This window comes from Sinosporangium siamense, from assembly GCF_016863435.1.
Taxonomy (GTDB): Bacteria; Actinomycetota; Actinomycetes; order Streptosporangiales; family Streptosporangiaceae; genus Sinosporangium; species Sinosporangium siamense.
Genome location: NZ_BOOW01000060.1, coordinates 29,048 through 48,066, shown reverse-complemented (window position 1 = coordinate 48,066; position 19,019 = coordinate 29,048). Strand labels below are relative to the sequence as shown.

Here is a 19,019-nt window from a genome sequence, read left to right as displayed (position 1 = left end):
CCAGTCCTTCTGGCCAGAAGCAAACTTTGCTTCAGGAGTCCACAGGATCCGGGGAAAGAGGGGGCGGAGACCCTGGGCGCTTCCACCCAAAGTGGGTGTTGCGCTTGCGCTTCCGCATCGCAGACTCTAGCAGTCCACCGCAGGTTCCACACACCGCACACGCAACTCGTCAATCATTCCCCCCACTACCTCACTCCAAACCCGCGCTTTCAGCTGGACGTGGCTTCAGCGCAACCGTTCGGCAAGCGCTTCGCAATCACTTCCCGGTACGAAGTACCCACGAGCCAGTCCTCCTGTGGAGGTGTACGTCCAATGACCCGATCGGAGTTCGACGACATCCGCGCTTACATCGCTGCGGAAGCGGACCACGCCGGGGACCTGCTGCGCGTCGCCCGAAACCTGCTCGACGACCTGGAGCACGCCCGCAAGCGCGAGGCCAGCCTTCGCACCCACTATCTCCGACTGCTTACCGCCGCCCGGGCCGCGATCGCGGCTCAGATGGCGGGCGACGACGAGCCCTTGACCTTCATCCAGCACGAACTGAGCGTCAACGGCCAACTGCCGCTCGCGGGCGAAGGCGTTCACCAGATCCTGTCCGACGCCAAGGGGACCACGGCGATGGTCACGGGTCTGGAGTCCACACCGATGCGCGTCACGGGGCCGCGGCTACGGCGATGCGCGGGCGCCAGCCGTACGTTGCCTGGCTGATTGTCAAGCACATCGCTCCGGGGGGACGGCGGACGGGCACCGATGCCGGCCGGCCGTCGAACGGAACGACGCGAGGTTCACCAGACGTGAGAGTCATCGGACTCTCACGGGACGCGAGGTTCACTCGCGTGGTTCACCAGGGGGGCCGCACCGGCGCCGGGGAGGGGTGGAGCCGGTGCGGTCAATGGGGGCGGGAACGCAGTTGACCTGCGCTTGAAACAAGATCTGTAACACTGCACACATGTGGCAGCGGGGGTTGAATTGGGCGGCGATCGCCCTAGTCGGTGGCTTCGGTTTCCTATGGCTGGGTGTGGTGGTCTTCGCCGCGGTCGACAGCACAGCGGTGGCCCGGCTGGCCCAGGGGGCGTTCGGGATCATCCTCATGTCCTGGGCACTGCACAAGACGGCGCTCATGCTCCGGCGCCCACGCGACACCCCCGCGACGGGGCCTCACCACGCCGGCACTCCACTCTGAACCACGCCGGCGCTCCACTCTGAGCCGCGCCGCGACCCGCTGAATGCCGCACGTGCCGCCTCCACCGAGGTGAGGTCAGGTTGAGCGCGAAGCGCGAGTCCGTCAGGCGCCGATCAAGCCCACCGAGGCGAGCGCCCTTCTAAAGGACGCCTGCCCAGGGCACCCAGCCGAGTTCACGATCGCTCCCGCAGATATGGCAAGAGCAGTTCGTCGACGATGTTCTCCACCTGGTGATCCGTGCTCTTGGGCTGCCCGCTGAGGCAGTGGTACATAAGCATCGCGGGGCCCGTCATCACGATCAGCCTCTCCTGCGACTCAGGCACCGAGGCGTGCCGTCGCACCAGCTCGGCGATGCGTTCCTGGCACGGGACGGTGACCGTCTCGTGGAACAGCACCCGGAGTTTCTCCGTCTCCCCGCCGCCCGCTGCCGCCACCGCCTGAAACGCGGCGCCCTTGGAGTCGAACAGGGTTTGGTTGAGATAGCGGAGGAGCTCCAGCAGCCCCTCGCGGAGCGGGGTGCCGGGCTCGATCTCGGGCGGGGGCGGAAGCAGGTCCTTCAGAGCCTCTCTGACCAGCTCTTCCTTGTTGCTCCAACGGCGATAGAGGGCGGCTTTGCCGGTGCCGGCCGCCGCGGCGACGCTGTTGGTGCTGAGTTTCGCGTAGCCGACTGTGCCGAGCTGTTCGACGACCGCGTCGAAGATGGCCCGGCGCAGGGCTTCGCCACGCCTTCGGGTCGGCGGATGCGGTGAGTCGCTCATAAGTCCCCTGGACGGCCCTCTAGACGCTTACTGAACTAGTTGGTCTACTATAAACGAATCATTAGTAGACCAACTAGTTCCTTAATTCAGGGAGGGTCGTGTCGAATCCCCCAAGATCGAGTCCGCCGAGCTCGCAACCATCTGCGCCGGCCAAGCAGCCCATACCGGCGGACCGCTCTGCCGCCGAGCCACCCCCCGCCCGTCTCGATCGCAGGTCACGGCTGGTTCTCGCGATGATCGTGTCCTGTGAGCTGACCCTCATGCTGGACAGCACGATCGTGAACGTCGCTCTCCCCGAGATCAGAGAGGGCCTCGGCTTCTCCCCCACCGGCCTGTCCTGGGTCACCACCGCGTTCCTGCTCGCCTTCGGCGGGCTGCTACTCCTCGGCGGAAGAGCAGGTGACCTACTCGGGAAACGGAAGGTTTTCCTCGCCGGAATGTCGCTCTTCACCGCCGCCTCGCTCGTCGGCGGGCTCGCGATGACGGCAGAAATACTGGTTCTCGCAAGAGCTTTGCAAGGGGTCGGGGCCGCGCTGGCGGGGCCGAGCACGCTGGCTCTGCTCGTCACCAACTTCCGCGGCGTGCTCCAGGCGAAGGCGCTCGGTGTCTATTCATCGGTCACCGCGTCGGCGATGACGCTCGGCCTGGTGCTCGGCGGTGTCATCACCACGGCGTTGTCCTGGCGGTGGGCGCTGCTCATCAACGTGCCCATCGGCCTGGTCGTCCTGTTTCTCACCCCCAGGTACGTCGAGGAATCCGCAGCCGATTCCGGCTCCTTCGACCTCGTGGGGGCGGTGGCGTCGGTGGCTGGGCTGACCGCTCTCACTTTCGGGCTGGTGCGGGCCGCCGACCACGGGTGGGAAGACGGAGTCCCGGCCTTGGCCGTGGGGGTGGTGCTGCTCATCGCATTTGTGTGGCTGGAAAGGCGGGTCCGGCAACCGATCCTGCCGCTGCGCCTGTTCGCCGACCGGACCAGGGCGGCGGCGTTCGCCATCATGCTGCTGGTCCCCATGGTGACCTTGAGCATGCAGTTTCTGCTGGTCCAGTTTCTCCAGGAGGTCATGGGGTTCAGTCCTCTCGCCGCGGGAGCTGCCTTCCTGCCGATGGCGATCGGCATGCTGGTGGCCGCGCAGTACGCGTCGAGGCTGGTGGGCCGGTTCGGCGCCGGGCCTGTCGGCCTCGGCGGACTGGCGGCGCTCGCGGCGGCGACCGGATGGCTGACGCGGCTTTCCGCGGAGACCGGCTATGCCGACGGCGTTTTCGGCCCGGTGTTACTGACCGGGGTCGGCCTGGGGCTGGTGATCGTGCCGTTCAACGTCGTGGTCATGACCGGGGTCGATCCCGCCGAATCGGGTGTGGCGTCCGGCGTGCTTCAGGCGTTGAACCTGACCGGCGCCTCACTCGGAGTGGCGATTCTGTCGGCGGTGTACGCCCTGGTGAAGCCCGGCGCCGGACCGCAGGCCGTGGCCGAGGGAATGCGGGCCGCGTTCGGCGCGGGCCTCGGCGTCGTGGCGGTGGCCACACTTGTGGTGGTGGCCTTCGTGCGCAAGAAACCGCGTGGGTGACGAGTCCGTAGGAATTGGCCGGTGAATCTCCGTCGTGCGGAAAAGCGGGGGGACACCGCTCGTTCCACACGACGGAGACGCCATTCACCGCCGAGACGCTCCTTAAGCCGCCGCGCTTAGGAGATCTTGCCGAAATCCACCAGCACCAACTTGTCCTTTACTTCGTAGGAGTAAAGCCGGCCGGTATGCGCTCCGATGGCCGGGTAGCCGATGCTGCCGTCCTTGTCAGGCTCAATTCCAAGATCGGCGGATGTGCCGGTGGCCAGGTCCTGCAGGAAGACCCGCATCGCCCCCGCAGAACCCCGCCCGGTCGCGATGAGGAAACGGTCATATGCCAGGCCTCCCGGCGACATTCTCAAGCCCCCTTCCTTCTCCTGCGAGCCGTCACGGAGCCGGTAGAACGCCTTGCCATCACTTTTAAGCCCCGTACAGACGGTCAATCCACACCGCACCTCCCGCTCCCCCGGATGCACGACGGCTGTGCGCTTCTCCCCGGTCTCCATATTGACGAGTTCGCCGAAGCTCGGTGTGTCCGGATGGGCATGCCGTTCGACTTCCACAGAACCGATCCACGGCCATCGCAGGAGGTAAAGGCCTTCTCCACCGGCAAGCGGTTCCACGGTTCCGCCCCCGAGGGGAACCGTGAAGACGCCGGCCTGCATCGAATAGGAGAAGACGATTCTCCCGTCCCCTGTCACAGAAGGCGGCTCGATCCCGACCCCGTCGTCCTCGACTCCCTTGCCGTTGTTGTGAACCGCGACGCGCTTGGCCTCTCCCCCGCCCAGCGGTGCAGCCCACAGATCGATGTCCCCGGTCCGGCGCTGCGACCACCAGACCACGTGCTCGGCACCGATGGTGAAGTCCGTGGCGAATCCCACGGTCCCCTCCGGCGTCGGCACGTCGGCGATCTTGCGCAGGGCGGCGGAGCCGAGGTCGTAGGCGTAGAGAGCGTTGGTCCGTTCGAAGCTCCCCCAGGTCGTCACAAGCAGTGTGTCGTCGTCGATGAACTCCACCGGCCGGATCTTCTCCCCACCCGGAAGATCCTTGGGCACCGTCCGCACTGCCTGCGGCCAGACCTTCTCTATAAGGTCACCCGACGGCCCGGCGATCTCCTCAACCGGGGAAACCGGGGATGTCGCCTCCACACTCGCCGCCGTGGTGGCCTGCCCCAACGGCGACGGAGCAGGCTGTGCCGCCACGCCCCACGTCACCCCTACTCCGCCGACCGCCACAACGGCTGCGGCGACCGCGGCGAGGCCCGACAAGCGGGCTCTGCGCCGGCGCCGCGAAACCGTCACGAGCCGGGTCGACAACTCTCCTGGCGCCTGCGGCGCCTGCTCCGCGGCGCGCATCAGCACACTGCGCAGGCCCGCCTCCACATCGTCGGTCATCTTGCACGCCCTTTCGCGGTTTGGGGGCGAGGTACGGCGGAGCGGAGTTTGCCGAGCCCCAGGGACGCGTGGCTGCGCACGGTCCCCGAGGAGATGCCGAGCACTCCCGCGATCTCGTCGTCGGTGAGCTGCTCGTAGTAGCGCAGGACAAGCACGGCCCTCTGTTTACGCGGCAGCCGTTTCAGCAGATCCCAGAGCCCCTGCTCGGCCTCGGACGGCAACGCGTCCCGATGCGGCACCTCCGGCAACTCCCAGACGAGCCGCTCTCGCCGCCGCAGACGCCAGACGCTGACGTGCAGCCGAGCCATGGTCATCCGTACATAACTCTCCGGGTTGTGCTTGCGGCGCACCCGCGGCCACGCACGGTGGAGCCGGATCAGCGCCTCCTGCGTCAGGTCGGCGGCGTCGTGCGGATCGCCGCTGAGCACATAGCCGTAGCGCAGCAGCGCATCGGCCCGCTCAGCGACGAAGTCCGCAAAACGGCTGTCATCCTCCACCTGTCTTCGCCTCTCGTGAGTTCACGTCCCCAAGACGCACCCGATGGCGAAGTTGTTGAATCCCCCGGAAAAATCACGACGAGAGAGGCGTCTCCCCACACGAATGTACGGTGACGCCAAGCCCGGCGAAGAACGCAACCTTCACCAGCAGCGCCCGGTCAGCGGCCGCGCGTCGGCCAACGGGCCAGGCGCTTCCCCTTCGTCGCGGGCACCGCCTAGGGCACGGTCACGATCAGGGAAGGCAGGACCGCGACACTCGACGTCCTCGGGGGGACTGCCGTCCGATCTGGTCGTCGAGCCGATCTGAGCGGGAGCGCGCTCAGGCGCTCCTCACCCAGTACCAAGGTCCGCCGATGTGCTCGAACTCGGTGAACTTCTCTGAGAGTTCCTTCGACGCGTCGCCCCCTTCCCGGGGGAGGTAGGCCATGCCGTAGCTCTCGAAGATCCAGCCGCTCATGTCGAAGGTGAAGGCGGCGCCGTTCGGCAGTTTGACGGCGCTGTCCAGGGTGAAGGGGCCGATCCGGTGCTCTCCGTCGGCGACCTTCCCGTCGGCGACCGCGACGGCGTGACTTCGCAACTCGGACTCCCACATCTCGACCCCGGCCTTCGTGGGAAGCGAGGTGAAGGCGATCAATCCCGCCGCCACTCCGATGAGCGGCGGTGCGGCGGCGGCCCACGAGGGGAAACGGTGGAGTCCCGCCACGATCATCGCGGCGAACCACGCCAGGAAAAGCCCGAACCACCCGAAGATGACCACCGGGTCGAAGAGCCACATGATGCCGGGGGCAACCGACTTGTAGATCGTGACGGCTGCCAATGTCACCGCGCCGCCGACAAGCAGGGCGATGACGACCCACATGACAGGGGTCGTATCCCGAGTCTTCAAGGCCATGATCAAAAAGTAACGCACAGCCGCCCGGCATAGGCGAAATGCCCCTGCACAAGTGATCTCCAAGTCACTTCCAAGTCGCGCAAGCGAAGCTCGCGGCAGCGAACCGGATGATCACTGTTCGCCGGCGGGCGGGATCTCCCAGGTGCCCACGGGCTGCGGCCACACCGGATCACAAGCCGGCTGAGCACACCTAAGCACCCAACACACGATTCCCCCGATGTACGTGGAGCGCATGCGGAGGAAACGTGACGAACAACCCCCTTGAACTGCCCCTCGTGTTGTGCGGGCCGATGTTGCGGCGGGTGGACGCGGAGTCGGTCACGGTGTTCGTGGTGCTCCGGGAGGCCCGCTCCCAAGTGGAGCTGCGGGTCCGCTCGCTTGACGGCGCCGACCAGTTCGCCGTCACCGGTGCCACCGTGCGCCTCGCCGACCACGTGCACGTGCTGGCCCTGCGCGCCGCCTCCTCGGCGCCACTGCGCAAGGACACGGTCTACACCTACGACCTGGGCTTCGGCGGCGGCCAGACGCTCATGTCCGCGGGGGTCGTGGCCACGAGCGCCGACCTGGCCAAGGCGGCTCTGACGTACCAGAACGGTCCGGCGCTGCCGAGTTTCGTCACCTTGCCGGGCGACCTGTCGAAGCTGCGGCTCCTGCACGGCTCATGCCGTAAACCGCACGGGCCGGGCACGGACATGCTGCCGATGGCGGACGCGATCATCCGCCAGGCGCTCGATTCGTCCAAGCAGCGCCCCCATCAGCTTCTCCTCACCGGTGACCAGATCTACGCCGACGACGTCGCCGACGTCGTGATGCACCGCATCCAGCAGGTCGTCACCATGCTGAAGCTGCCAGTCGAGGCCCCCGTCCCCGGCACCCCGGGACCGGCCGGCAAGGCGCTCGGGCGGCGGCAGGACAGCACACTCGCCGCGAAACTGACCTCCCACGAGGCGAAGAACCACCTGTTCTCCTTCGCCGAGTTCACCGCGATGTACCTGATGGCCTGGTCCCCCACCCTGTGGCCGCAGTCGCACCCCACCTTCGACGCGCTGTTCCCGCACGATGTGACGCAGATGGGCCGCGCCCTCTACGACGAGGCGATGGCGGGCCGGCTGCGCGAGGTGCCGAACGACACGCGCGGGCCCGCCGTGCAGCGGCTCGTGCACTTCCTCACCGAGGCAGGTGAGCTGCCGAGTTTCCAGAACGGCCTGCACGCAGTGCGCCGCGCCCTCGCCAATGTGCCGGTCTTCACGATGTTCGACGACCACGAGGTGACCGACGACTGGAACCTGTCGCGCGCCTGGATGCGCGACGCGGTGATCGGCACCGACACCAACCGGTTCGGCCGCCGCGTGATCCAGAACGGCCTGATGGCCTATGCCATCTTTCAGAACTGGGGCAACAATCCCCTCGACTACGAGGCGGGGCGACCGGGCCGGCTGCTGCTCGACGCGGCGAAGGCCTGGACGGGCCAGCCGGCGCAGGACACCGAGGTGGCCGCGCTGGTCGGTCTCCCCTCGCACATCGACAACGGGGTGCCGCGCCGCTCCCCGGGCGCGCTCGACTACCACCACCGCCTCCGCTGGGACGACTACGAGCTGATCGCTCTCGATCCGCGCACCTACCGCGTGTTCCGCGGCGGCGACCACGACGCGCCGTCCCTGATCTGGGGTGACGCGGCGTACGAGAAGATGATGCCGGGTGAGGGCGTGGGCCCCGGCGGCGTGACCGTGGTGATCTCGCCGGCGCCCGTCTTCGGGCACAACCTCGTCGAGTGGCTTCAGGAGCTGACCGCGCCCACTCCCGGCATGAAGCGGGACAACGACTTCGAGGCGTGGTCCTATGACGAGCCCGCGCGCCACAAGCTGCTCTCCCGGCTGGCGACCCGTTTTCCCAGGCCGCAGGGGGCGACCGTACGGCACGGCCACGTCGTGCTGCTCTCCGGCGACGTGCACTACGGTTTCACCGCGCGTGCGAGCCTCACCGGGGACAAACCGTTCGTCTCAGTGACGGGTGAGCCCGCCACCGACCCGGTGTCGACGACGTTCGTGCAGCTCGTGGCGAGTTCGCTCAAGAACTCGGGCGGCAAGCAACGCGTCGCGCTGCACCCGATCGGGGCGAACGCGCCTTACGAGGAATACGCCGGCTGGCACAACGTGGGCGGCGGCTGGTTCAACGCGGCCCGCCTGGCAGGACCGTTCGGAATGCAGGCCGGAGTCGTCCCCCTGACCGGCCGTCCGGCGATCACGCCGATGTACGACGACAGGGTTCCCGTCACACCACCGGACTGGACACTGCGCGTCTTCTCCGTCAACCACGACGACGAGCCGGACTCCCACTCGCGCGCCGGCGACCCCGTGCCGGTGGCGCGGTTGTCGGGCCGGCGGGATCTCGTGCTCGCGGAATACGGCCAGGCCGGCATGAACTTCGCCCGCCACCACGAGTTCTGGGCCAACGGCAAACGGGTCGTGGGCCACACCAACATCGGCGAGGTCAACTTCTCGGCCGTCGACGGCGGCGTGCGCAACGTGCGGCACCGCCTCTGGTATGTCCTGCCGGGCGACGTCCCGGTGGCCCGCCCGCTGACCGACACGGTGACGGCGGTCCGCACCACCCAGCCCGCCGTGCCCGAGCCGGCGCCCAGGCCGCGCTACGGCGGCTTCACCCTGCGCCGGGGCGACCGCGACGCCGGGCCGAGGAGGTACGGCGGAGCCGAGGTGACGTCCGACGTGCCGCCGGGCGAGCACGTGCGTGACCTCCAGGCCGACCTGGCGAAGCTCGGGTTCACACTGGCCGGGGAGCCCGACGGGGTGTTCGGCATGCGCACCTGGTGGGCGGTGCGGGAGTTCCAGGGCTACGCCCGCATGCACAACGCCGCGCAGGAGACCGACCGGCAGCCGGTTCCGGGCGAGCGCTATTCGACGCGGCTGCGGCGGTTCCCGGTGGCGTCGGCGAACCGCTACCGGGGACAGGTGACGGGCGCGGCCTGTGGCAGGACCCGCGACGCGCTGGACTTCTGGCTGGCCAACCGGCTGCGCTGCCCGGTCGTGGTCGAGGCATGGCAGACGGGAGACGGGCAGCCGCGCCTCCACACCCCCGCCGCCGGGGAGCGGGCCGAGAACCTGTGGTTGCCCTCCGACATGCGGGATCCGTCGGCGCAGGTCTACGTGGTGGACCTCACCGGACGCCACGAACTCTCCGGCCGCGCGCCTGACCTGCCCGCCCACCCCGAGCTGGTGATCCTCGGCGACCGGCAGGCGCTGCCCGCCTCGGGCCCTGGCTTCGCCGGGCCGCGCTCCACCCCTGCTGAGGGGCACACGTGGCGGCCCGAGGGCGAGGTGCTGCCGCAGCACCTGTTGCCGCTGAAGGGGAGCACGGGTCGCGGCCCGACCCTGGGGGAGCTCGCGGCGGACCGCGACAACACCGCCCTACCGGTGGCCGTCCGGGAGGCCGCGGCGGCGACGCTGTCGACGTTCAAGGTGGTACGGGCGGTGTCGGAGGCGGTGTGCTTCGGGTACCTCGACTCGATCAACGCCTACGACAACGCGGTGGTGTCGGTCGGCCCGTGCCATTGGACGGCGGGCCCGGCGAGCCGCACCGACCCGACCGTGCCCCAGGGCGACCGCGGGGAGGACCGCGCCGGGTGGTACGTCGACAAGGGCGAGTTGTGGGCCTACCTCGCCTACCTGCGGACCAAGGACCAGACCGCCGTGCACAACCTCATCGGCAGGTTCGGCGTGGGGGTGGACACCGTATGGGACGACCCCGCGATCGCCACAGAAGGCCAGCGCAAATACGAGTGCAGGCCGACTCTCCTCGACCACGAGGGAACGCCGCGGCTCCTGGACAACCGCGCCGAGGAGTACGACTACTTCCGCACATGGCACTGGTTCCACAGGTTCGCCATGGCGGCCAGGCTCGACCCGGTGTTCCGGCGGCGCATGTGGCACATGACCCGCCAGCGCCTCCACGACGTGCTCCGGTCCCCCTGGGACACCGCCGCCTCACCTCAGCCGGGCATGCCGGCCAACGGGGGCCGGAGGCCGACCGTGGGAGAGGTCTTCACGTCGGAGAAGGCAGTGGCGCTCATCCACCGCATGCACGTCAAGTCACCCGGCACCGTCATCGCCTCCGGCCGGGCGGCGGGCCTCCTGCACGAGGTCTTCACCTTCGCCCGCACCGGCCACGAGTCGCACTTCGACGCCGCCCCCGGCGCGTGGAACAGCCAGGCAGAGGCCCGGCTCGTCTTCGCGCTCACGGAGGTGCTCGGCGACGACGACGGCCTGCCGGAGGTGCGCTCCTGGCCGACCTGGCCCGAGGCGACCGGCGGCCCCCACGGCTACACACTGACGATCCCGCAGGCCGACCGCCGCCTGTCGGAGACACGCGGGTCGTTCCGCCTCGACACCACCGACCTGCCCCGGGAGGGCCTGTGACCGAGCCACTTGTCAACACGCCGGCCCTCAGTGGACCGGGCACGGAGAGGCGCGACGCGCTCGGCGTGTTCCTCACCGAGATCCTCGACCTGGTCGAACCCCTGGCCGCCCTGGCCGACAACGAGGTGTCCCGGGAACAGTTCCTGCGCGGCTTCGGCTGGACCCTGGAGAACACCGCCTTCACCGCGTGGATCCGCACCCTCGGCACCGCCGTGCACGCGGCGCGCAACCTGCTGGCCGACCCGCCGGACGGCCTGGCCGCCCTGCGCCGCCACGCCGCCGAGATCCGCACCGTGGTCCAGGCGGTCAGGAACACCCCCACCTCGCTGTTCGGCACCGGCCAGGTGCCCGCCGACCTGCCGGAACTGTTCGCCGCGGACCTGCTGGCGCACCTGGTGACGGCACATCTGCGCGGCAACCGCCCCGCGGTCTACCGCACGGCGGTGCTGCTCGGGCTGCTCGTCCCGGCGGGCCGCGCCCCCGCGGGCGAGGCGCGCGTCATCGGCGGCGTCGCCGTACGGCTGCCCGTGTCCAGGGACACCCTGCACCTGAACCGGCTGCCGGCGCTGGTGCGAGACCCGGAGGCGCTGCTGCGGGAGCTTTACCTGTATGCCGGAGCCGACACCGCCGCGCTGCTGTTCCCGCTGGTCGCCGATCTCGCCGGCGAACTCGGGCTGGACAGCGTGTTCGGCCTCGACGCCGGCCTGGACACCGGCCTCGGGCCCGACCTCGGAGTGTACGGCGAAGCCGCCGCCAAGGACATGCTGCAGCTGAGCACACGCCCCAACCCCGTCGCCGGTGACGCGCGGTTCGGCGCCACCCTCGCCCTGTCCCCGCCCGAGCGCGGCGACCTCGGGCTGGTGGTGATCCCGAGCGGCACGGCCGACTTCGGGCTGATGGCAGGGAACTGGGCTGTGCGGCTGACGGCGGAGGCAGGGGACGCGCCGTTCGCGATCGGCCCGCAGGGCCTCACACTGCCCGCGGGCGTGCCGGCGTTGCGCGCCACCCTCACGGCGACCAGGGTGGACGAGGACGGCAGCCCGTGGACCGTCGGCGTGGCCGGCGGCCTGCGGCTGGAGGTCGGCCGGGCAGAGGCGTCCGCCCACCTCGCGGTGCGGCAGCGCTCCGCCCCCGGCGGTCCCGACGGGATCGACTACGGCCTCGAGGCCAAGGCCGGGAAGGCGGCGCTGGTCTTCACCCCCGACCCCGACGCCGACGGATTCGTGCGCCAGGTTTTCCCCAACGGGCTGCGGGTGCCCTTCGACCTGGGCATCGGCTGGTCACGTGCGAAGGGGCTGCACTTCACCGGCACGGCCGGCCTGGAGACCACGCTGCCGGTGCACGCGGCGCTCGGCCCAGTCGAGATCAGGCAGGTGCATCTGGCTCTGCACGCCGCGGCGGGGGCGGGATCGGAGCCTGAGCAGGTGCGGGCGCGGGTGACCGCCGACCTCACCGTCGACCTCGGCATCGCGAAGGCCACACTGCAGGGCGCGGGCCTGTCGCTCGGCTTCTCCGCCGAGGGGGGCGACGTCGACCTCTCGCCGAAGTTCGCCGCCCCAACGGGCGTCGGCCTGGTCATCGCCGCCGGGCCGGTCACCGGCGGCGGTTACCTGTCCCGCGACGAGGCCACCGGGGAGTACGGCGGAGCCCTGCAGCTCGGCTTCGGCGACTTCCAGGTGAAGGCGCTCGGCCTGATCGGCACCAGGATGCCGGACGGTTCAGACGGCTGGTCGATGATCCTGCTCGGGGCGGGCGAGTGGTCCCCCGTGCAGGTCGGCATGGGTTTCTCGATCGCCGGGGCGGGCGCCGTCGTCGGCGTCAACCGCACCGCGAACGTCGACGCGCTGCGCACGGGCCTGCGCGCCCGGGCGCTCGACGCCGTGCTGTTCCCCGACGACCCGGTCGCGAAGGCGCCGACGCTGCTGCCGGTGCTCGGCGGGCTGTTCCCCGCCGCCAGGGGCCGCCATATCGCCGGGGTGATGGCCCGCATCGGGTGGGGCGGCGCCACCGCGGAAACCCTGCTGCTCAGGCTCGACCTCGCGCTGCTGCTCGAACTGCCCGCGCCGGTGCGCATTATCGCACTCGGCCGCATCCTGCTGGGGTTGCCGTCCGTGACGCGGCCCGTCGTGCGCATCCAGCTCGACGCCGCGGGAGTGGTCGACACCGGCCGCCGCGAGGCGTCGCTGGACGCCGTCATCTACGACTCCGCCATCGCGGGCCTGGCGCTGTCGGGCGAGATGGCGATGCGCATGAGCTGGGGGCCGAACGCGCGCTTCGCGCTTGCCGTCGGCGGCTTCCACCCGGCCTTCACCCCGCCGCCCGGTTTCCCCGACCTGCCCAGGCTGGCGTTGTCGCTCACCTCGGGCGACAACCCCCGGCTGCGCCTGGAGGGCTACTTCGCGGTCACCTCCAACACCGTGCAGTTCGGATCCCGCGCCGATCTGCGGGCCGCCGTCGGCAAGTTCGCCGTCGAGGGGCATGGGCAGTTCGACGCCCTCGTGCGGTTCGCGCCGTTCGGCTTCACGGTGGACATGTCCGCGGCGGTCGCCGTCAAGTGGGGCAGCCGCCTGCTGATGGCGCTCGCGCTGGTGCTCCACCTGCGCGGCCCCCGCCCCTGGCACGCGCGGGGCCAGGTCTCCTTCACCTTCCTGTTCGTCAAGGTCCGGGTGGGTTTCGAGGTCACCCTGGGTGGCGGCCCCGCCCCCGACCCCGTGCGCGCCGTCAACGCCCGCGACGAACTCTGGAGCGCCCTGTCGTCCCCCGGCGCGTGGAGCGCCCACCCGCCGCTGTGGGGCGACTCCCTGGTCACCCTGGGTACGGCGAAGCCCAAGGCGGGCGAGTTCCTCGTGCATCCCCTCGGCTCGGTCTCGGTGCGGCAACGTGTGCTGCCCCTCGGTGTGCGCGTCGAGCGCATCGGCGAGGCGCCGCTCACGGGCGGCCCCGCGACCTTCTCCATCAGATCCGCCGTCTTCGGCGCCCTCGTCGCGCCGATCACCTATCAGGTGCTAGACCAGTTCGCCCCCGGGCAGTTCCTCAACCTGTCCGACCACGAACTGCTCGGCTCGCCGTCCTTCCGCGACTTCGAGGCCGGGCGGTCCTTCGGCACCGCGGGCCCCCTGCTGCCGCCCGACGCGCACACGGCGTTCACCACGCTCGACTACGAGGTCGCCCTGATCGACCACCCCGACGAACCCGCCAGGGAGTTTCCCCGCGAACGGCTCGGCCAGGACCTGCTCGGCGCCTTCGCCGCCCAGGGCCCCGCCGCGCACGCGGCGACCCGCGACTCGGGAGCCGTCTACTACCGGGCGCCTTTCCGCCAGGTCACCGTCAACCCCGCCTGAAGCCAGAAATCTAAGGAGTACCGATGAGCGGAGGACTGCGCTTCCTCCCGTGGGTGCGCGACGGAGTCGCCGCCGGTCTCGGCCGGAGCGGCCCCCTCGTCATCGCCACGCCTCCCGCGCGGGCGACCGTGACCGTCGGCGTCACCGTGCACGGCGGCCCGACCGGCCCCTTCAGCCCGACGACCAAGGCCGTCCTGCACGGCCCAGGGGACGTCACCGGGCTGGACCCGCGCCAGATCATCAGGACCTATCCCGCGCCCGGCGCCGACGGGGTGGAACCCACCGGCTTCGCGTTCGTCGAGTTCGACCGGCCCGACCTGCCGTGGGCGTTCACCCCCGCCGCGCCCGACCCGGAGGGGCGGCTGCGGCCGTGGCTCACCCTGGTCGTGGTGCCGGAGTCCCGCGCGACGCTCACCCCGGCCGCCCCCGGGCGCCCGCCGGTGCTCACGTGCCCGCCCGAGGAGCTGCCCGACCTCGCCGAGTCGTGGGCCTGGGCCCACGCCCAGGTCGTGCTCGACAGCGCAGGCCAGAGCGTCGCCGACGCGCTCGCCAAACCCGAGCGGAACCTGTCGCGCATCATCTGCCCGCGCAAACTGGAACCCGCCATCACCTATCTGGCCGCCGTCGTGCCCGCCTTCGACCTCGGCAGGGAGGCCGGGCTCGGCATCGTGAGCGGCAAGCCGCAGGCCAAGCCCGCCTGGACCCGGGAACGCTCCGACCCGCTGCCCGTCTACCACCACTGGCGGTTCACCACCGGAGCCGAAGGCGACTTCGAGACCCTCGTGCGGCGGCTCGCCCGCACCGAGCTGCCCGGCACGGTCGGCCGCCGGCAGATGTACGTGCCCCCGCTCGACGGCACGATCGGCGGCTACACCGGATTCGAAGGCGGCCTCCGCGCCGCCGCCCTCTCCACCTCCGGCTGGAACATCGCCGGCCCCTGGTCGGCCAGGCTCCTCGCCCTCCTCGGCCAGTCCGCCACCCGCCTCACCCCGCCGGTGTACGGCCTCGGCTACCTGACCAACACCACGCTGCCCGCCACCGACCCGCAGCACTGGCTCCGTCAGCTCAACCTCGACCCCCGCTACCGGGGCGCGGCGGCCATCGGCGCGTCCATCGTGCGCGACCAGCAGGAGGAGCTCGCCGCCGCGGCCTGGACCCAGGCCGGCGAGATCCGGGAGGCCAACGAACTGCTCCGCCGCGCCCAGCTCGCCCGCGAACTCGGCAACGAGCTCTTCGACCGGCGCTACCTCGCCCGTCTCCCGGCCGCCGCCCGCCTCCGGGCCTCCGCGTCGGCCGCCAGGGGGCGGCTCGCCCGCGAGGGCACGACCGCGGACACCGTGAACGGCGAAGCCGCACAGGACCCGGGCCACACGGACACGGCCGGTGCGGCAGCCGCACCGGCGCCGAACGCGGCGCTGTTGTCACTGGCCTCGGGTGCTCTCGGCAAGATCACCGTGCCCGCGCCGCTCGCCGCCGTCACCGCCGACGCCCTCGCCGACGCCCCTGCCGAGGCCGCCGCCGCTCAGGCCGCCCTCGCCGACACCGTCGCCGGGCGGCTGGGCGCCAACGTGTCGGCCGAGGCGGCGGCGAGCGCCGAGTTCCGGCGGATGTTGCGCCCCTTCGGGCCGCTCGCGCGCCGGGCCGGGGTGGCCGAGGCGCGCGGGGAGCTGCTCGACGGGCTGGCGGACAACCGGATCCGGGTGGTGCCGAAGGCCGACGAGACCCGGCCATGGGTGCCGCCCGTGCCGTACGAGGAGAACCCCGAGGACCTGCACGTCGACACCCCCGGCGGGCAGATCAACCAGATGGGGCACGCGCTGCCCGGGGTGCGGTTCTTCATGCCGCTGCGGGACGGGCGCCTCTATGAGATGCGGCGCCTCGACGGCCGCTGGACCTTCCGCGACCACGGCAGGCCGCCGGACGGCCCCGGCGGCACCCGGCGCCACGTGGTCGCCGTGGCCCGGGGATCGACGACGGACGGCTCCGTCTGGTGCGTGACGAACGGCGGCGAACTGGCGGGCCGCCGCTGGGACGGCAACCTGTGGCGGTGGACGGTCGCGGGCCCTCCGCCGCAGGGCAGGATGACGGGTCCACCGGCGGCGATGGACCAGACGGTGCTGGTGGTCGGGACCGGCGACGTCGTGTGGAGCTACTCCCAGCCCGCCCGCACGTGGGAGTCGCTGGGCCGGCCCTACATCACCGTCGGGTCCGAGCGCAGATATCTGCGGCTCGGCTCGGCCCTCGACTTTTGGATCTACAGCACCAGCGAGCCGATCGTGGGCGGTGCTCCCGAGGACGCGCCCTTCTCCCACCGCCTCGTCGCCGCCCGCCGCACCACAGGCGGCACCTGGGAGTGGACCGAACTCACCCAGACGCCCACGAGCGGGGTCTCAGACCTCGCCCGCAAGGACAACGACTTCTGGATGACGGGCGGCACGGGCAGGCTCCACGCCTGGACCGCGCACCTCTTTCCCAAGTGGACGGAGTACGGCTCCCCCGCGCCGTGGGGCGAGCCCTTCGGCGACGAGGTGTTCGGCAGGCCCGCGCCCACCAGGGACCACGTGATCGTGCGCAGGCGTTCGCGGTTCGGAGAGGACTGGGCGGCGTTGTCGCTCACCGGCACCACTCCCACCTGGAAGGTGCCGCAGGGGCAGCCGGGGTCCCCGACGGCCGGCCTGAGCGGCGCGGTCGACGAGCGCACGGTGTTCGTGCCGTACGGCTCACGCCTGCTTGAGGTGACCGACGGCACCCCCGGCACACTTCACCAGGTGCCGTGGCACACCAGGGGCGGCACCGGTAAGGACACCGATCCGCCGCCCGCCGACCCGGCCCGCTGGGCCTGCCCGGCGGGCGAGGGCGCGGCGCTGCTCGTCTCACACCTCGACAACCCCTCGGGGGCCAACGCCCTCTACTACCGGGTGGGCGCGAACCTCGACCGAGAGGGAGCCACCTCCACCTGGGACGACCCGGTGCCGCGACGCCTGCAATACGGCGCGGAGAGCGCCGCGGCGGCGCTCACGACGGTCCGCCTCGACGACACCGACCGGCCCGACCTGATCGCGCTGAACCTCGACCCTTCGGTGCTGCACCCGGCCAACTTCACCGTGTCGTACCGCGTGGCGAAGAACCTCGACGCGAGCGGGAACCCCACGGGTGGCTGGAGCACGCCGAAGACGCTGCCGGAGTCGGTCTACGGCTGGCTTGTGGGCGCCGACATCGCCACGGCCGACCTCGACGGCGACGGACGCCCCGAGCTGATCTTCGTCTACGCCGTGGGCGACCAGATCTTCTATCGAATCGGCTGGTGCCTGGACACCAACGGCGACGTCACCCAGGGCTGGACCGAGTCCATCGTGGTGCCGGGCGTGCACAACCCCGCCCACGGCATCGCCGCCGACATCGCCGACATCGACCTCGACGGCACCCCCGACCTGCTCGTCGCGGCCGTCGAGCCGAGCCCGCAGGGAGCGGCCCTCACCTACCTGGTGGGGCGCGCCGTGAACCGCCGCGGCCTGGTCACGGGCGGCTGGACGGCCAAGGCCCGCGTCCCCCTCGGAACCCAGGCCGGCCATCAGGGTCTCGGCGTCGCGATGGCCGACTTCACCGGCACCCGCCAGCCCGACCTCGTGGTGTTCCGGCTGGAGAACGGCCCCACCGACAACAGCGGGTACCTGCGCACCGGGCTCGACCTGCACTATCCGGTGGGCGCCGGGCCGGACGACCCGCCCGTCGCGCGCCGCTGGACGGCAGAGCGGCGGGTGCCTGGCTGGTTCGGCTGGGAGAACAGCGGCGCGTCGATCGCGATCGCGGACCTGTTCCAGCCGGGCAGCCCGCAGGAGGTGGTGCGCGGCAGGTTCGCCACCGCCCACACCGCGGTGACCGGCTGGTTCGACGGGGTGGCCGCCCAGCCCGACGAGCTGACGCGGGTCGCGACCGCCCCGCTCGCCGACGCCCTGCGCACGGGCCTCGCCCCCGACCGCACGGTGCACGCGCGCATCTCCGCCCGCCTGACCGTGATCCCGGCACCCGGCACCCCCGCCTTCAGCCGTACGACCGAGTCGGCGGACGCCGGCGCGAGCACGGCAGCCTTGAGCACTGCGGATCCGCTGCGCCCGCTGCTCGCCGCGGTGCGGTTCCCTGTGCCGACGTATGAATTGCTGCGCCGGGTGTCGCCGGACCTGGTGCTGCCCGGCATCGAGCAGGTGCCGCCGGACTCGGTGTCGCTGCTGGTCACCAACCGGGCGTTCATGGAGGCGTTCCTCGTCGGCATGAACCACGAGCTCGCCCGCGAGCTGCTGTGGCGGGAGTTCCCCGCCCAGCCCAAACACACCTACTTCACCCGCTTCTGGGACACCCGCGGTCAGACCCCGAGGGAGGACATCCTTCCCCTCCAGCAGTGGGTACGCGGCGCTCTCGGCTCGCACGCCCCCTCGGGCACGGCAGAAGAACTGGTGCTGGTGATCCGGGGCGAGCTGCTGCGGCGCTACCCGTCCGCGTCGGTCACCGTGCGCAAGGCCCGCTGGAACGGCGGCGTGCGCGAGCTCGACACCGAGGAGCGCCGACCGGTCTTCTCCGCGTGGTTCTCACCCGACATGATGCTGCTCGGCATGCCGATCACAGCCCGGCAGGCCAGAGGCGAGAACGGCGAAGCCGGCTGGTTCGTGGTGTTGCGAGAGCAGCCGAGCGCGTTGCGTTTCGGCGTGGACGAGCCTCCGCCCGGGGCCTCGACGACACCGCCCGCCGCCTGGGACGAACTGCATTGGGGCCACGTCGTGCGGTCCGCGCCGCAGCCGGGCGCCCCGGTGTTCGCGGCGGCGGAGCACACCCCGGTGCATCGGCACACCGCTCAAGAGGCGACCTACGGCCTCAACTCCGGCCACATGGCCAGGGTCGTGGTGCAGCGCCCCGCCCTCATCGCCGTCCACGCGACCGACCTCCTCCCCGGAGCTCCGGCATGAC

Annotated in this window: 10 protein-coding genes; 6 read left to right on the top strand and 4 right to left on the bottom strand. The window is 71.0% G+C overall.

From position 1 onward, the window contains the following. Nucleotides 1-312 precede the first annotated feature (312 nt). Nucleotides 313-708 carry a hypothetical protein gene (locus Ssi02_RS37695; RefSeq protein ID WP_204033640.1) on the top strand — a complete coding sequence of 132 codons (396 nt, stop codon included), beginning with the start codon at nucleotides 313-315 and terminating at the stop codon, nucleotides 706-708. A 256-nt stretch (nucleotides 709-964) separates the two neighbouring features. Further along, nucleotides 965-1,183 carry a hypothetical protein gene (locus Ssi02_RS37690; protein WP_239130388.1) on the top strand — a complete coding sequence of 73 codons (219 nt, stop codon included), beginning with the start codon at nucleotides 965-967 and terminating at the stop codon, nucleotides 1,181-1,183. Nucleotides 1,184-1,356: 173 nt separating this feature from the next. Here the strand turns inward: Ssi02_RS37690 and Ssi02_RS37685 are convergent, their stop codons facing one another. Next, a complete protein-coding gene (locus Ssi02_RS37685; protein WP_204033630.1) occupies nucleotides 1,357-1,941 on the bottom strand; it encodes a TetR/AcrR family transcriptional regulator in 585 nt (194 codons plus the stop codon). 233 nt (nucleotides 1,942-2,174) lie between these two features. Between Ssi02_RS37685 and Ssi02_RS37680 the strand changes: the two genes are divergently transcribed. Further along, complete coding sequence (locus Ssi02_RS37680) at nucleotides 2,175-3,506, top strand: MFS transporter (RefSeq protein ID WP_204033624.1); 1,332 nt, start codon at nucleotides 2,175-2,177, stop codon at nucleotides 3,504-3,506. Between the two features lie 116 nt (nucleotides 3,507-3,622). Here Ssi02_RS37680 and Ssi02_RS37675 read toward each other — a convergent pair whose 3' ends face one another. The 3 genes from Ssi02_RS37675 to Ssi02_RS37665 form a co-directional block, all read right to left on the bottom strand. Then, complete coding sequence (locus Ssi02_RS37675) at nucleotides 3,623-4,897, bottom strand: TolB-like translocation protein (RefSeq protein ID WP_204033618.1); 1,275 nt, start codon at nucleotides 4,895-4,897, stop codon at nucleotides 3,623-3,625. Next, nucleotides 4,894-5,394, bottom strand: coding sequence for a SigE family RNA polymerase sigma factor (locus Ssi02_RS37670; RefSeq protein WP_204033614.1), 501 nt, complete (start codon nucleotides 5,392-5,394; stop codon nucleotides 4,894-4,896). The genes Ssi02_RS37675 and Ssi02_RS37670 overlap by 4 nt, the downstream gene beginning before the upstream one ends. Before the next feature lie 319 nt (nucleotides 5,395-5,713). Beyond that, nucleotides 5,714-6,253, bottom strand: coding sequence for a hypothetical protein (locus Ssi02_RS37665; RefSeq protein ID WP_204033608.1), 540 nt, complete (start codon nucleotides 6,251-6,253; stop codon nucleotides 5,714-5,716). Between the two features lie 278 nt (nucleotides 6,254-6,531). On the opposite strand from Ssi02_RS37665, the gene Ssi02_RS37660 reads away from it, so the two are divergent. The 3 genes from Ssi02_RS37660 to Ssi02_RS37650 are packed head-to-tail and all read left to right on the top strand — an operon-like array spanning nucleotide 6,532 to nucleotide 19,018. Further along, a complete protein-coding gene (locus Ssi02_RS37660) occupies nucleotides 6,532-10,719 on the top strand; it encodes a peptidoglycan-binding protein (protein WP_204033606.1) in 4,188 nt (1,395 codons plus the stop codon). Further along, on the top strand, nucleotides 10,716-14,060 hold the full coding sequence (locus tag Ssi02_RS37655) for a DUF6603 domain-containing protein (RefSeq protein ID WP_204033598.1): 3,345 nt from the start codon (nucleotides 10,716-10,718) through the stop codon (nucleotides 14,058-14,060). Before Ssi02_RS37660 ends, Ssi02_RS37655 begins: the two co-directional genes overlap by 4 nt. A 23-nt stretch (nucleotides 14,061-14,083) precedes the next feature. Next, complete coding sequence (locus tag Ssi02_RS37650; RefSeq protein ID WP_204033596.1) at nucleotides 14,084-19,018, top strand: FG-GAP repeat domain-containing protein; 4,935 nt, start codon at nucleotides 14,084-14,086, stop codon at nucleotides 19,016-19,018. Nucleotide 19,019: the final 1 nt, after the last annotated feature.